This window comes from Haloarcula sp. JP-L23 (assembly GCF_011602445.1).
Taxonomy (GTDB): domain Archaea; phylum Halobacteriota; class Halobacteria; order Halobacteriales; family Haloarculaceae; genus Haloarcula; species Haloarcula pellucida.
The window spans coordinates 2,727,313-2,740,833 of sequence record NZ_CP050014.1; the positions used below are offsets into that span (position 1 = coordinate 2,727,313).

The following is a 13,521-nucleotide window of genomic DNA, read 5'->3' on the forward strand; positions in this document are numbered from 1 at the left end:
ATAGTTCGAGCGGCCATTTCGTCGTTTCGCTCGAACGTCGGTGTTAAGACGCCGCCGACCCGAGCGCCGATATGAACGACCTACGGACCGCACCGACCGTCGGTATCGCCGGTTGCGTCCTCTATCTGCTCGCGCTCGCGGTGCCGTACGTCATCGTCGAGACGGCAAGCGCCGTCGGCGCCTACTACGGCTCCGGTGGTATCTCACCGGTCATCCCCGCCGTCCTCTCGCTCGTCGTCATCATCGTCCTCGCGGCGGGCCGAGAGGGGCGGACCGACCCCAGCATCGCCGCCGGCGCGACGCTCGTTCTGGGCCTGTTCATCGTCGGTCTGAGCCTCCTCTGGGCGGCGACGGTGCCCGTCAGCCTCGTGTTGGGGCTGTCGGAGTCGACGCTCATCGAACACCACCGGTGGGCCGTCGTCCTCGCAAGCGTGCCAGTGCCGGTCGGGTCGGCGTGGTTCGCTCGCGCACTCGGGCTTTTCTGACCGTATCGCCACGCAGTCCCCGGGTGTTCCGAAAGGCCCTTATGGGGCGGCGGCGGACCATCGAAGTGGACTAGGTCGGGGGGCTTGGCCCCCCTCCTCGCCCGCACTGTGGTCATGAGCGGGGACCGAACCCCGGGGGCGTCCGGTCAGACGGACGTGGACCCCGTGAGCCAACGTAGAAGCCTCGTCCCACGGGGACGGCGGTCCACGTGGTCGCATCTGCAGGGATGCGCCCACGTGGTTAGTCGATGGCAGCCCGTCAGGCACGGAAGTGAGCAGCGGACCATCGAACACCCGTCGCTCGTGGGGTCGCGGGGTGGAGGAGGCAAACGGGATTACCCACGCCCGAACGCCGGGCAATCCCGGCTGTCCGTCCATTCATTCGGTATCTACTCCCGGAGTCTCACGTCCGCGAGACGCCGCTACAGCGGGACGTAACGACGAACGGTTCGGCCGTAGTCACGGCTCTGCCGGCGTCGAGGGATCGGCGCGGGCGTCTCTCGACGGCGGCGACGAAACGTAAAATCGAGAGTCGGTCAGTCGTCGGCCGGTTCGACGATGCTGTCCATCCCGGCGAGTTCGAGGCCGCCGCCGATGGTTCGGTTCGGGTACGGGATGTCGATTCCCTCCTCGTCGAACCGCTCCTTGACCGCCTGCACGTACTCGCCGCGGGTCTTCACGAAGTCCGAGCGACTGGGGTTGTCGATCCAGATGCGGGACTGCAGACCCACAGAAGAGTCGCCGAGTTCGACCAGTCGGACCGACGGGCCGGGATCTTCGAGGATGCCCTCGTGGTTCTCTGCCTCTTCGAGGATGATGTCGGTCGCCGCGTCGATGTCGTCGTCGTAGCCGATGCCGAAGACGAACTTCAGACGGAGTTGGTCCTTCGCGACGGGGTTCTTGATGACGCCGTCGGTGAGTTGCGAGTTCGGAACCGTCAGCAATTCGTTGTCGAACGTGCGAACGCGGGTGACACGGAGACTGATGTCCTCGACGACGCCGGCGTTGTCGTCCCACTCGATCCAGTCGCCGATGCGGAACGGCTTGTCGGTGAAGATGAAGATGCCGGCGACGAAGTTCGATAGCACGTCCTGCATCGCGAACCCGATTGCCAGCGTCGCGGCGGCCGCGATGGTCGCGAGCGACTGCAGGAAGTTCCCGTACTGGGCCAACCCGAACGCCATCGAGATAGCGACGAAGACGATGACGATGCTCGTGAGTTTCTTTATCGGGTTCCGGGCGTGTTCGTCGAGGTCACGGGACTTCAGCGACCGGTCGACGATGGGGACCACGATAGCCTTCCCGAGTACGTAGACGAGGATAGCGACGAGGACGAAGACGACAGCCTGCGCGATTGTCCCTGCGAGACCGGGACCCAGTCCAAGATTCTGGAAGAAATTGGAGATGGGTTCGACCTGCATCACCGCTCGAACACCGCCGTGTGACCTCGAACTCTCACCACCGACGCGTTCACCTGTTCGGCCATCTCGTCGGCGAGTTCCTCGGTGGTGGTTCCCCCGCGGGCCGACCGGAGGAACTTCACCTTCACGAACTGACGGTCTTCTAGCTGGGTGTTCAGTTCGTCGACGACCGGTTCGATGCCGTTCTTCCCGACGCGAAGTGTCGCGTCGAGTTCGTGGATTCGCTGCTCTCGAGAGGTATCAGACATATGGGCGCACAAAGGGCTCGATACGTTTAAAACCAACAGTCCTAAAACCGTCAGCCGTACGGATAGCGAGCGTGTGACCCACACTCACAGGTCACGACGACGTGACCCGACCGGGTACGAACGCGAGCGTTTCGGCCCGGGACGAGGAACGTGTCACAGGAGCGGCATATCGACCGCTCGAACTCCCGCGGGAGGCGAAGACGGTGTCGCTCGGCGATGCGTCGCGCCCGCCTGACGTACTCGCGGGCCCGGTCCTCGCGCCCCTCACAGACGGCGTCGCGGGCCATCGACTGGAGGCGGTCGATGCGCTCGCGAGCGATAGTCGCCTCGTCTGTCATCGCACACACTCCGACCGGCGCGTAAAAACGCCTTCCGGACTGCGCACGGAGTCGGTACAGTTTTGCTCGCGGCCACGGTCGGACCGTCCGTGCGCGTCCTGAACTACCTCGAACTCGCCGACCGCCTCGACCGGTCGGGCATCGGTACGTCCGTCGACCACCAGCGACAGGCGCTCGCCGACACCGACGTGGAGGTACTGACGACACCGTGGACCGACGGCCACCCCGGCTGGGCCGTCGGTGGCAACATCGCGTTCGACGACCCGGTGTTCCGCGAGTACGACATCGCTCACTGCAACATGATCGGGCCGGGGTCGGTCGCCGTCGCTCGTCACGCTACGCGCAACGACATCCCGCTCGTGTTGCACGCTCACGTCACCCGGGAGGACTTCCGCGGGAGTTTCCGCGGGTCGAACCTCGTCGCACCCGCGCTGGGCGAGTACCTGAAGTGGTTCTACTCGAAGGCCGATATGGTCCTCTGTCCCTCCGAGTACACGAAGGGCGTCCTCGAAGACTACCCGGTCGACGCGCCCATCCGACCCATCACCAACGGCGTCGACACGGCCCCGCTCGACGGGTTCGAGTCCTTCCGCGAGGAGTACCGCGAGCAGTACGACTTAGACGGGATGGTCGTCTTCGCCGTCGGGAGCGTCTTCGAACGCAAGGGCCTGACCACGTTCTGCGAACTGGCCCAGCAGACTGACTACGACTTCGCGTGGTTCGGCACGTACGACGACGGGCCACACGGGTCGGCCGAGGTCCGTCGCTGGACCGCCGACCCGCCCGAGAACGTCACGTTCACTGGCTGGGTCGACGACATTCGCGGGGCCTACGGGGCCGGCGACGTGTTCCTGTTCCCCTCGAAAGTCGAGAATCAGGGTATCGTCGTCCTCGAAGCGATGGCCTGTGGCAAGGCCGTCGTCCTCTCGGACATCCCCGTCTTCCGCGAGTACTACGAGGACGGCCACGACTGTCTCATCTGTTCGGACGAGGCGGAGTTCCGTGAGGCCGTAGAGCGTCTGGAAGCGAACCCGGACCTCCGCGAGCGACTCGGCGAGAACGCGATGGAGACGGCCCGCGAACACGGCCTCGACCGGGTCGGCGAGCGACTGGTCGAGACGTACGAGGAACTGGTCTGAGCCCGGACGCGACCGCACACTCAAGCCGTGTTCGACTCACCGGCCGTTACGTATCCGACGGGCGAGAGACCACAGTCATCGTCCGATCGAACGCGTTGGCGACGCCAACCCCGAGCCGTGACCTCAGTCGGCGCCCGTGGGGCGCTCGGAAACCGTCGTCGGAGTCCGCCGCCAGAGGACGGCGACGACGGCCGTCCCGGCGAAGACCAACCCGCCGGCGACGCCGAACGTCAGCGTAAACCCGTAGCCGCCGAGCCACCCACCGAGTATCGACCCGACGCCGCTCGCGAGGCCGGAAAGCGCCGTGTACAGCCCCAAGGACTCTCCGCGGATGGCCGGGGGTGCGAGACGAGTGACGATGCTGGCGGCGGTGACGGCGATGAGCGCCCACGCCACGCCGATGAGGCCGAACACCACGCCGTTGGTCAGGAGGGCCAGCGACGCCACCGGGACGAGAACAGTGACAAAAGCCACCGTGGGATGGAGTATCGCCCGGGCCAGTAGCCCACCGGTCTGGATACCCGTGGCGTCGTACCGGTCTGTGAGTCGGCCGGCCCCGCCGTAGAACAGCGCCGACCCGAGGCTGGACACCAGATACAGCGCGAATATCGTCCCCGAGTCGTAGCCGAGCGTCCCCGAGAGGTACGAGGGGAGCGGCCCCCAGAACACGCCGAACCCGGCGAAGACAGCGAGGATGGCGGCGAAGTACAGCGACAGCGACGGCGTGAGACGAGCGAGAACCTGCCGGGGATGGAACGACCGCGTGAGCCAGTAGACGCGGCCGGGCCCGACCGGGAACGTCGCACTGCGAACCGGCAGTCGACGGGAGCGAGCGATGGCGCGAGCGATACGGCTCGGTCGGGGCGCGTCTGCCGTCTGCACGCCGGTGGGGAGCCACCGGGCGGCGAGGACGGCCGCGACGGCAGCCACGCCCGCACAGAGCCACAGCAGTGCCTGCTGAGCTACTTTCGTCCCGAGCGGCCCGGAGAGAGCCGTCGTCCACGCCAGTCCGAGGACGAGCCCCCCGGCCCAGCCCCACCCCTGATAGCGATTGAGCGTGGCAAAGCGGCCCGGCCAGTCGCGTTCGAGCGACCCGACGGTGACGAGAAGCGTGAGAACCGGTGCGACGGCACCGGCGGCGAACCACAACACCCCGTTGCCGGCGATGACGACCCACTCTGACTCGGTCAGCGAGACGACGACGAGCGCACCACCGGCGAGTGCCAGCGCCACGAGGACGAGCGAGCGGTGCTCGCCGGTCCGGTCCGCGATACGGCCGAAGATGAGTGCGCCCGGCGCGCCCGCAGCGGCCGCGACACCGGCGAGTACGCCCAGCAGGAGCGTGCTCCCACCGATAGTGACGAAGTACAGTGGGACGAGCAACGAGGCGGCACCGAGTGCAACAGAGCCCAGCGCCCACGCGTACAGCCAGCGGTCCGAAGCCATTGGCAGATGGACAGGACGGGGGCTGAAAAGCCCACCGACGGCGGGGGGCTTCTCGCGGCCAATAGCAAGGGTTTACCCGCTGGTCTGATTACGCCGCGTCGATGACACTGCCGCAGGTGGCCGCGTTCACCGACACGTACCTCCCGACCGTCAACGGGGTGACGTACACGGTCAAGACGTGGCGGGACCGCTGGCACGCCCGCGGCGGCCGCATGGACGTCGTCTACCCGAGGAGCGACCACGACGCCGAAGACGGTGAGTATCCGGTCAGGAGCCTGCCGTTCCCGTTCTACGAGGGGTTCCGCCTCGGGATGCCCCAGATTCCCGACGCGGTCAACGGGGCCGACGTCGTCCACGCACACACGCCCTTCAGCCTCGGGATGGCCGGCCAGCGACTCGCGCGGAAACTCGACGCGCCGCTGGTGGCGTCCTATCACACGCCGACCGGCGAGTACGCAGAGTACGTCTCCTCGAACACGACCGTCGAGTCGGCCGTCCAGTCCAGTGCCGAACACTACGAGCGGTGGTTTCTGGACCGCGCCGCCGTCGTCGTCGCCCCGAGCGAGCGCGCGGCCGCCCACGTCCGGGAGACGGTCGGTGCCGACGCCAGAGTCGAGGTCATCTCCAACGGCGTCGACACGGACTTTTTCAGGCCGTCGGAGAGCGACGACTTCCGTGCGCGCCACGACCTGCCGGACGGTCCCCTCGTCGGCTACACCGGCCGGCACGGCCACGAGAAGTGCCTCGAAGACATCGTCACGGCCTGTGACGGCCTCGACGTGACCGTCGTCTTCGGCGGCGACGGCCCGGCACGCGAGGACCTCAAAGCGATGGCCGCCGAGGCCGACGTCGACGTCCGCTTTCTCGGGTTCTTGGACCGTGAGGAACTGCCAGCCCTGTACAGCGCGCTGGACGTGTTCGCGTTCCCGAGTCCCGTCGAGACGCAGGGGTTGGTCGCGCTGGAAGCCAACTGCTGTGGTACCCCTGTCGCCGGCGTCGACGCCGGTGCGCTCTCTGACACTATCCACGACGGCGAGACGGGGTACTCCTACCCGGAGGGCGACATCGACAGGTTCCGACGGGCTATCGAGCGGACGCTGGACGAGCGCGAGCGCCTGCGAGAGACCTGTCTCGCGCGTCGTGACGCAGTCAGCGTCGACCACGCGGTCGACCGACTGTCGACCGTCTACGACTCCGTCCTGTAGCTCAGCAGTCCGTGAGGGTTGTCTGCCCCGACGCCCGGTCTTCGTCACTGTCTCTCCGGTCCCGCCCACGGTTCGAGAACGAACAGCGACGGCGAACCCGCGGGTCCGACAGGGCCCCCTCGGCGCGGTCGGCGAGCGAGGCGTACAGGTCGGTTTGGTCGCACCCGGAGAAAAACGGCACACCTGATTACCGGGGTATCACCGCGAGCGCGACCACCCAATTCCGAACGCGAGGCCGTTCACCAACCCCAGCAGCATCCCGAACACGAAGTCCTCCAGCATCAGTGCGAGGATGAGTCCGACGCCGATACCGACGGCGACGCCTTTCGCGACGGTCGGCCAGTGAATCCACGCAAGTCGTCCCTCGTCGTCTGCCATAGGGGTGCAACGAACGCCAGCAGATAAACCGTGCCGGTCGTCAGCGTCGCGACCGACCGCCGTCGACGTCGACCTGTCGCTCGCCGAGCGCATCGATTCGGTCGGCCACGTCGGGATGGGAGTCGGGGAGGACGCGCTCGCAGCCCCTCCGCCACAACCGACCCACTCCCCCGGTTCGATCCGTCGTCGGGTCGTCGCCAGCCTCGTCGAGAGCGTACGGGAGGACACACAGTTCGCGGACGCCGGTCCGGGCGGTGCGGTAATCCGCGGTCGGCCGACGGTCGGCAGTGAGCGTCTCAAGCGCACTCGCCATCGCCGCGGGCGAGCCACAGATGGCGGCACCGCCGGCGTCGGCGGCGTACTCCCGGACTCTGGACAAGAGCCGGTAGCAAGCCGTACTGGCGAGATACAGCGCCGCCGTGAACGGCATCGCGAGAAACGCGAACGCGACCAGCGGGAGGTAGAAATAGGCAGCGCTAATGGCGTTTCTGCTGGTCTCGCCGTCGAAGAACCAGTGGGTGTACACCGAGGTTTCGAGCGTCGTTCGGAGCCACCGTGTGGCGCGTGCGCTGACGATCGGTAGGAACGCCGCCGCCGTCATCACGAACGAGTCGCCGTTTTTCAGATGGGCGAGCTCGTGGGCGAGCACGGCGTCCAGTTCGTCGCCGTCGAGTTGGTCGACGAGCGCCGTTGTGACGAACAGCGTCCGCTCGTGTTTGATAGCGGTGAAGCGCTCTCTGGTAGTCTCTGGCTCGGACGCCTCTGGCAGGTCCGGGCCGCCGGTGGCCTCCCGTAGCGTGGCCCGATAGCCGAACACGAACTGGAAGGCCAACACGAGCGGCGTTCCGGCCAGTACCGCGGGCCGGAGCGAGACGAGATGGAACCCATGGGTCCAGAAGGACGCGCCGACCGGGAGGCCAAACATCGGCAGCAGGCCGTAGGCGATGTGGACCAACACGTATGCCGTGACCACGGCGACCACGTCGAAGGCGACGAGGCCGAGCAGGAGGGCAGCCAGCCGCAGGCGGAGGGTGGAGTGGGTGGCAGGCACTATCGTTCGAATTTCGATACGCTGTATAAAAAGCATGACGGGGTGAGGCATTGACCGGCGCTATGCCGGTGTCTCAGTACGGGTTCTCAGGCCAACGCGCTGCCGGCCCGGATAATCGTCCGTTCGCCGAAGGCCGGCCCGACGAGTTGCAGGCCGACGGGGAGGCCCTCGTCCGTCTCGCCGGCGGGCACCGAGATAGCCGGCAGGTTCGCGAGGTTGACCGGCGTCGTGTTGGCGTCGGCCAGATACATCGTCAGCGGGTCGTCCAGACTCTCGCCGCGTTTCATCGGCGGGACCGGCATCGTCGGCGACGCCAGCACGTCGGCCTCCGAGAGCGCTTCGTCGAAGTCCTGTTTGACCCACGCGCGGGCGTCCTGAGCCTTCTTGTAGTACTTGTCGTGGTAACCGGCCGAGAGGGCGTACGTCCCCAGCAGGACGCGGCGCTTGACCTCCTCGCCGAAGCCCTCCTCGCGCGAATTGGCGAAGGACTCGTTCCAGTTGCCCTCGTAGCCGCCCGACTGGCCGTAGCGGACGCCGTCGAAGCGGGCGAGGTTCGAGGACGCCTCGGACATCGCGATGACGTAGTACGCCTCGACGGCGTGTTCGACGCTCGGGAGGTCGACCTCGTGGTAGGTCGCGCCCTGCGCTTCGAGGTCGTCCAACGCCGTCCAGAACGTCTCGACGACCTGTTCGTCGGCGCCGTCGAGGAGTTCGGTCGGGACACCGATAGAGAGGCCGTCGACGTCGCCGTCGGCGGCGTCGGCGAAGTCGTAGCCCTCGACCTCCTCGCTGGCGTCTCGCGTCGTTCCGTCACGCTCGTCGGGACCGGCGATGACCTCCAGCAGTTCCGCGGCCTCCTCGACGGAAGGGGCGATTGGCCCTATCTGTTCGAGGCTGTTCGCGTAGGCGACGAGGCCGTACCGAGAGACGAGGCCGTAGGTCGGCTTGATGCCGACGACGCCACAGAAGGCGGCCGGACAGCGAATCGAGCCACCGGTGTCGCTCCCCAGCGCCATGTCGGCGTCGCCCGCCGCGACGACGGCCGCCGAGCCACCGGAGGAGCCACCGGGAACCCGCCCCTCGGCGACGGGGTTCTCGACGGGACCGTAGGCCGACGTTTCGGTGGTCGTCCCCATCCCGAACTCGTCCATGTTGGTCTTCCCGGGGATGGTCGCACCGGCCTCTTTCAGACGCTCGACGACCGTCGCGTCGTACGGCGGGACGTACCCCTCCAGCATCGCGGACCCGCAGGTCGTCTGGACGCCCTCCGTGGAGATGTTGTCCTTGACGGCGACGGTACGGCCGGCGAGGGGGCCGTCCTCCTCGCCTTCGATAGTCTCCGTGGCGATGTAACCGTTGTAGTCGGTCATCTCACGACACCTTCGGGCCTTTGAACTGCCCGGCCTCCGTCTCGGGGGCGTTCTGGAGCGCTTCCTCCTGATGCAGGCCCTCCCGGACCTCGTCTGGTCGCATGACGTTCGCGAGGTCTGCCTCGCGCTCGGTCTCGGGCACCTCGTCCAGCGCCTCGAAGGCGGCCAGAATCTCGCCGAACTGCTCGGTGAACCGTTCGACCTCGTCGTCGTCGAGGTCGATGCGGGCGAGGTCGGCGATGTGACGCACCTCGCTCGGGTCGACGGCGTTGTCGCTCATGTCCGGGCGGAGTATCGGACCGGCGGTAAGCGTTTCGAAACAGGGGGCCAAACTGTTGGGGGCAGTTCTCGCAGAGGAAGTATTTCGGCAAAAACTACCAACGGAGTTTTACGAAAGGCAAACACTATGTTTGTGAATCGGGAAAGGATTTAAGTTGCTCCGGCCACAACAAAAGGGTACAAGAGACGTTTTTCGGGTACCCAGACCCGTCAGTTCGCTACCAATGACCGATACCACCATCCGCCGATACACGAATGAAAACGAAACCGACGTCGACGAGACAACAGAGGAGGCAGACGAGGGACTCGTCTGTCCCGAGTGTGGTGGCTCTCTGCTCTCCGACAGCGAGCGCGGCGAAACCGTCTGTGAGGACTGTGGGCTGGTCGTCGAGGAAGACGAGATAGACCCCGGCCCCGAGTGGCGGGCGTTCGACTCGAAGGAGAAAGACCAGAAGTCCCGCGTCGGCGCGCCGACGACGAACATGATGCACGACAAGGGCCTGTCGACCAACATCGGTTGGCAGGACAAGGACGCCTACGGCAACTCCCTGTCCTCGCGCCAGCGCGAGAAGATGCAGCGCCTGCGCACCTGGAACGAGCGCTTCCGCACCCGTGACTCCAAAGAGCGCAACCTCAAGCAGGCGCTCGGCGAGATCGACCGGATGGCCTCCGCGCTCGGCCTCCCCGAGAACGTCCGCGAGACGGCTTCTGTCATCTACCGCCGAGCGCTCGACGAGGACCTGCTCCCCGGCCGCTCCATCGAGGGCGTCTCGACGTCGTCGCTGTACGCCGCCGCCCGACAGGCCGGCACCCCGCGGTCGCTCGACGAGATTGCCAACGTCTCCCGGGTCGACAAAGACGAGATCGCCCGTACCTACCGCTACGTCGTCCGGGAACTCAGTCTCGAAATCCAGCCCGCCGACCCCGAGAGCTACGTCCCCCGCTTCGCCTCCGACCTGGACCTCTCCGAGGAGGTCGAACGCCGCGCCCGCCAACTACTGAAGAACGCCAAAGAGGAGGGCGTTCACTCCGGGAAGTCCCCCGTCGGCCTCGCCGCGGCCGCGGTGTACGCCGCCTCGCTGCTGACCAACGAGAAGGTCACCCAGAGCGAGGTCAGCGAAGTCGCGAACATCTCCGAGGTCACCATCCGCAACCGCTACCACGAACTGCTGGAAGCCGAGGACAGCGTCCACCCCTGAACTTCGTAACGTAGACTTTCCCCTGTCCCGTCGCCACCCGTATGGAGACGACCCGCCACTTCGTCGCGACCGTCTACGCCGTCAGCGAGGGGAGCGTCGCCCTGCACGAACACGACAAACTCGACATGTGGCTCCCCGCCGGCGGTCACGTCGACCGTGACGAACTCCCCCACGAGGCCGCCCTGCGCGAGACGCGCGAGGAACTGGGCATGACCGTCGACCTCGTCGCCCCACAGGAAGACATCGAGAGCGAGACGGTCCGCTCGATTCCCCAGCCACAGCACTTCCTCTTGGAGGACATCAACGTCCACGAGAGCGGTGAGGTGGGCCACCAGCACGTCGACTTCATCTTCTATGGCGACGCGCCGTCCCGCGACATCGACCCCGACCCCGGCGAGCAACCGGCCGACGACTGGACGTGGTTTACGGCCGCGGACCTCGCCGACCGGCGCGACGAGATTCCGGCGGACGTCGTAGAGATCGGGACGCGGGCCATCGAGACGATAAGCAGTCGCTAACTATCGGTCTAAGACCCGTCTCGGGGTGCATGTATCAGGTGTTACTTCCCGTGGACGCGAGCGAGGAGCGAGCGACCGCACAGGTGGCGGCGACGACGGCACTGCCGTACGCGGACGAGGAGGTGGAGGCGGTCGTCCTGCACGTCTTCGACACCAAGGAGACAGCCGAGAAGACCACCGTCGAACAGACGCCCGCCGGAAAGACGATGGTCGAAGCGTTGCGTGATGCCGGCGTCGCCGTCGAGACGGTCACCATCTACGGCGCGCCGGAAGAGCAGATAGTGAGCATCGCCGAGGAATACGACGTCGACATGATTATCCTCGGGGGTCGGAAGCGGTCGCCGCTGGGTGCGTTCGTCTTCGGGAGCGTGAGTCAAGCGGTCATCCTCGACTCCAATCGCCCCGTCGCCATCACTGGGAGCGACACACCGGCGGAGTAATCACTCGACCAGCGACTCGACGTACTGGGTGACGTGGTCGTCCATCCGGCGCTTGTAGCCCGCCCGTCTGGCCAGTCGGTCCAGTTCACGGGCGGCCAGCGACCCGTACTGGGCGGCCTTCTTGTCTCGCATCGCGACGGCCTCGGGCAGCGATCCGAGTGCCGCCTGCCGGAGCGCCCACTTGCGCGTCTCCCCGTCGACGAGCATCCGGTCGTCCAGTCGCAGGGCCGCCGACACGACGCGGTCGTGGAGCAGCGGCGTCACCGGTTCGACGCCCGCGGCCCGGAGGGTTAGCACGTCGCGAGATAGCTGGTCCGGAAGCGTCGCGACCACCTCTCGCTGGGCGCCACGTACCGTGTCGGCATCGACGCGCGGGTCCTCGGGGGCCTTCGCCACCTTCGCGTACCCACCGAACAGTTCGTCGGCGCCCTGTCCGAGCGCGAGTCGGTCGAACCCGTCGGCAGCGACTCGTTCGGCGGTCAGATACAGCGGGAGCGCAATCTGGACCGCCATCGCGTTCGTCCGGCCCGTGGCAGCGACGATTCCGGGGACGGCCCGCTCGATGGCGTCGTGGGTCAACTCGACCACTCGCAGGTCCCGCCCTAGTAACTCGGCCGCCGACCGGGCCGCCTCGACGTCGTGGCTGTCGGGGAATCCGGCGACGTACAGTGGCGCGTCCAGTCGAGCGGCCAGTAGCGCGGAGTCGACCCCGCCCGAGAAGGCAATCGCGAGGCCGTCCACGTCCACGGCGTCGATACTCGTCTCGACGGCGTCCCGGACAGCTTCGACGGCCGTCTCGCGGTCGGAAAAGGGGTCCGGGTCCGGCAGGGACCACACCTCGCGCGTCCCGTCGGCGTCGCGGACGTGGCCCGCCGGGAACGAGTCGGGGTCGTCGAGTTCAGTGGGGTCCGAACTCCAGTCGTCGCCGGTGACTGTGCCGTCGACCGCCGACTCCACGAACAGCGGATACCGCCCGAGGACGTCCCGGACGAGCGCGTCGTCGAGTCGCCCCGCGAACCCGGTGGTTCCGGGGAGCGGGTCACCGGACTCGACGGCGGCGCGAACGGTCGCCTCGTCTGTGCCCTCCATCAGTCCAGAAAGCTCCCGAGTCGGCTCTTCACGCGGCGCTTCGCGCCCCCGGCGGCCTGCCGGAAGCTGATGCGCCACGGCGTTCGCTCGCCCTCGACGGTCGTTCGCCCCTTCCCGACGGCGTCGAGGATGGCGTCGACGGAGCGCTCGTCGGTGTCGACCTTCGTGACCGCCTGCCCGACCATCTCGGCGATGTGAGCGTCGCTCCCGGCGGTCATCGGCAGACCCCGACGCCGGGCGAACCGCTCTGCCTGTCGGTTCGACCGCCCGGTCAGCAAGCGGGAGTTGTACACTTCGATGGCGTCTGCCGTCGCGAGTTCGTCCTTCGAGATGTGTTCGAGGACGCCGTGGCGAGACTCCTGAAACGGGTGGGGCACGACGGCCAGCCCCCCTTGGTCGCGGATGCGGTCGAGCGTCTCGGCGAAGGAGAGTCCGGCCGAGACGGGCGAGTGGATACCCAGCGCGAGGACGTGCCCCGCCGCACAGGTCACCTCCATCCCGGGGATGCCCACGAGACCGTACTCCGGCGCGAGTTCGGCGGCCTCCAGACTCGCGTCCAGTTCGTCGTGGTCGGTGACCGCGAGCGCGTCCAGTCCGACGGCTTCTGCCTGTGCCAGCAGTAGCTCGACCGGGTCGCGCCCGTCGTGGGACAGCGCCGAGTGGGTGTGAAGCTCGACCGACAGCACGAGCGGTCATAGAGGTGGCCCGGCCAAAAGCGCCCCGGTACACGGGGCGTGATGTCACCGAAAGAGAACACGAGCAGTGGCCGCCCGCGTCCAACGGGCGGTCGTGGCCCGAACAAACCGTTCTGCTCACTCCCACGAGACTGGAGTCACTGACACGATACGCCGCGACCGTCGTCGACGGTCGCACGTGGACGTACCACGGGGAGTGGAATGAGGCCGTGGCCTCAAC

General features: G+C 67.1%; 16 protein-coding genes and 1 other RNA gene. 7 read left to right on the forward strand and 10 right to left on the reverse strand.

Annotated elements, in window-relative coordinates:
- The first annotated feature begins 71 nt into the window (after positions 1 to 71).
- Together G9465_RS14170 and ffs are read left to right on the forward strand one after the other, a co-directional pair.
- Entirely contained in the window at positions 72 to 485 is a 414-nt protein-coding gene (locus G9465_RS14170; protein WP_166971080.1) for a hypothetical protein, read from the forward strand.
- A 63-nt stretch (positions 486 to 548) separates the two neighbouring features.
- Positions 549 to 865, forward strand: an RNA gene (gene ffs / locus G9465_RS14175) — signal recognition particle sRNA.
- A 156-nt stretch (positions 866 to 1,021) separates the two neighbouring features.
- On the opposite strand, the gene G9465_RS14180 is transcribed toward ffs, so the two are convergent.
- The 3 genes from G9465_RS14180 to G9465_RS14190 are packed head-to-tail and all read right to left on the reverse strand — an operon-like array spanning position 1,022 to position 2,492.
- Positions 1,022 to 1,906, reverse strand: a complete 885-nt coding sequence (locus tag G9465_RS14180; protein ID WP_166971082.1) for a mechanosensitive ion channel family protein — start codon at positions 1,904 to 1,906, stop codon at positions 1,022 to 1,024.
- Entirely contained in the window at positions 1,906 to 2,154 is a 249-nt protein-coding gene (locus G9465_RS14185) for a YhbY family RNA-binding protein (protein ID WP_166971084.1), read from the reverse strand. Before G9465_RS14185 ends, G9465_RS14180 begins: the two co-directional genes overlap by 1 nt.
- A gap of 50 nt (positions 2,155 to 2,204) precedes the next feature.
- Complete coding sequence (locus G9465_RS14190) at positions 2,205 to 2,492, reverse strand: ribonuclease P protein component 4 (protein ID WP_166971086.1); 288 nt, start codon at positions 2,490 to 2,492, stop codon at positions 2,205 to 2,207.
- An 89-nt stretch (positions 2,493 to 2,581) separates the two neighbouring features.
- On the opposite strand from G9465_RS14190, the gene G9465_RS14195 reads away from it, so the two are divergent.
- Positions 2,582 to 3,631, forward strand: coding sequence for a glycosyltransferase family 4 protein (locus tag G9465_RS14195; RefSeq protein ID WP_166971089.1), 1,050 nt, complete (start codon positions 2,582 to 2,584; stop codon positions 3,629 to 3,631).
- A gap of 123 nt (positions 3,632 to 3,754) precedes the next feature.
- Here the strand turns inward: G9465_RS14195 and G9465_RS14200 are convergent, their stop codons facing one another.
- Positions 3,755 to 5,140: an MFS transporter gene (locus G9465_RS14200; protein ID WP_349674909.1), complete on the reverse strand. Its 1,386-nt coding sequence runs from the start codon at positions 5,138 to 5,140 to the stop codon at positions 3,755 to 3,757.
- 38 nt (positions 5,141 to 5,178) lie between these two features.
- On the opposite strand from G9465_RS14200, the gene G9465_RS14205 reads away from it, so the two are divergent.
- Positions 5,179 to 6,282 carry a glycosyltransferase family 4 protein gene (locus G9465_RS14205; protein ID WP_166971093.1) on the forward strand — a complete coding sequence of 368 codons (1,104 nt, stop codon included), beginning with the start codon at positions 5,179 to 5,181 and terminating at the stop codon, positions 6,280 to 6,282.
- A gap of 198 nt (positions 6,283 to 6,480) precedes the next feature.
- Here G9465_RS14205 and G9465_RS14210 read toward each other — a convergent pair whose 3' ends face one another.
- From G9465_RS14210 to gatC, 4 genes are read right to left on the reverse strand one after another with little or no spacing between them, the layout of a single operon-like run.
- Positions 6,481 to 6,660: a hypothetical protein gene (locus G9465_RS14210; RefSeq protein ID WP_166971095.1), complete on the reverse strand. Its 180-nt coding sequence runs from the start codon at positions 6,658 to 6,660 to the stop codon at positions 6,481 to 6,483.
- 40 nt (positions 6,661 to 6,700) lie between these two features.
- The gene (locus G9465_RS14215; RefSeq protein WP_193571705.1) at positions 6,701 to 7,747 is read right to left on the reverse strand and encodes a M48 family metalloprotease; all 1,047 of its coding nucleotides are present in this window, start codon (positions 7,745 to 7,747) and stop codon (positions 6,701 to 6,703) included.
- A gap of 50 nt (positions 7,748 to 7,797) precedes the next feature.
- The gene (gene gatA / locus G9465_RS14220; protein WP_166971097.1) at positions 7,798 to 9,081 is read right to left on the reverse strand and encodes an Asp-tRNA(Asn)/Glu-tRNA(Gln) amidotransferase subunit GatA; all 1,284 of its coding nucleotides are present in this window, start codon (positions 9,079 to 9,081) and stop codon (positions 7,798 to 7,800) included.
- Between the two features lies 1 nt (position 9,082).
- On the reverse strand, positions 9,083 to 9,361 hold the full coding sequence (gene gatC, locus G9465_RS14225; RefSeq protein WP_166971099.1) for an Asp-tRNA(Asn)/Glu-tRNA(Gln) amidotransferase subunit GatC: 279 nt from the start codon (positions 9,359 to 9,361) through the stop codon (positions 9,083 to 9,085).
- Between the two features lie 223 nt (positions 9,362 to 9,584).
- Between gatC and G9465_RS14230 the strand changes: the two genes are divergently transcribed.
- The 3 genes from G9465_RS14230 to G9465_RS14240 are packed head-to-tail and all read left to right on the forward strand — an operon-like array spanning position 9,585 to position 11,517.
- The gene (locus G9465_RS14230) at positions 9,585 to 10,559 is read left to right on the forward strand and encodes a transcription initiation factor IIB family protein (RefSeq protein ID WP_166971101.1); all 975 of its coding nucleotides are present in this window, start codon (positions 9,585 to 9,587) and stop codon (positions 10,557 to 10,559) included.
- 41 nt (positions 10,560 to 10,600) lie between these two features.
- Entirely contained in the window at positions 10,601 to 11,077 is a 477-nt protein-coding gene (locus tag G9465_RS14235) for an NUDIX hydrolase (RefSeq protein WP_166971103.1), read from the forward strand.
- 29 nt (positions 11,078 to 11,106) lie between these two features.
- Positions 11,107 to 11,517, forward strand: coding sequence for a universal stress protein (locus tag G9465_RS14240; protein ID WP_166971105.1), 411 nt, complete (start codon positions 11,107 to 11,109; stop codon positions 11,515 to 11,517).
- On the opposite strand, the gene G9465_RS14245 is transcribed toward G9465_RS14240, so the two are convergent.
- The gene (locus G9465_RS14245; protein WP_166971107.1) at positions 11,518 to 12,606 is read right to left on the reverse strand and encodes an asparagine synthase C-terminal domain-containing protein; all 1,089 of its coding nucleotides are present in this window, start codon (positions 12,604 to 12,606) and stop codon (positions 11,518 to 11,520) included.
- Entirely contained in the window at positions 12,606 to 13,292 is a 687-nt protein-coding gene (locus G9465_RS14250; protein WP_166971109.1) for a PHP domain-containing protein, read from the reverse strand. Before G9465_RS14250 ends, G9465_RS14245 begins: the two co-directional genes overlap by 1 nt.
- Between the last annotated feature and the right edge of the window lie 229 nt (positions 13,293 to 13,521).